1 pseudogene is annotated in these 462 nt (G+C 58.0%); it reads right to left on the reverse strand.

Annotation, left to right across the window (positions count from 1 at the left end):
• Nucleotides 1-101: 101 nt before the first annotated feature.
• Nucleotides 102-462, reverse strand: a pseudogene (locus GTGU_RS25230) (transposase domain-containing protein); the annotation flags it as partial.

Raw genomic sequence — 462 nt, forward strand, 5'->3', positions numbered from 1 at the left:
TGGCCGAAAGCCAGCATAGGCTGCACACCATCAGTATGACAGGCAGTTATTGAGTCAGGTAAGAGATTGCGGAGTACGCCACACCCGCTCAGGACGTCAGGTTACTGTGCAGGGTGATCGCTGAACCGGTATGACGGGAACGGCAGTAACTCGTTCAGTCTGTCTTCCGGCCATGATGGCAGACGCTTAAGCACATCGGTCAGCCACGCATGCGGCTCCAGGCCGTTCATTTTCGCTGTTTCCAGCAGCCCCATCGATTTGCGCTGCTCTTTCACCCGCAGCCAGAGAGCCTGCGAACAACCAACTGGCGCGACCCATCGCCACCGGTCTTATGGCCCGTTCGGCACGGTTATTTTCCATGGGAACCCTGCCATCCTCCAGGAAGCGGATCAGCGACGGCCACGTTCTTGGTGCCGATTGCGCTGACGTTTTTCCTGCTCGTAGGGACTGGCGGTCAACTGT

It is taken from the genome of Trabulsiella guamensis ATCC 49490, assembly GCF_000734965.1.
In the GTDB taxonomy this organism is placed as follows: domain Bacteria; phylum Pseudomonadota; class Gammaproteobacteria; order Enterobacterales; family Enterobacteriaceae; genus Trabulsiella; species Trabulsiella guamensis.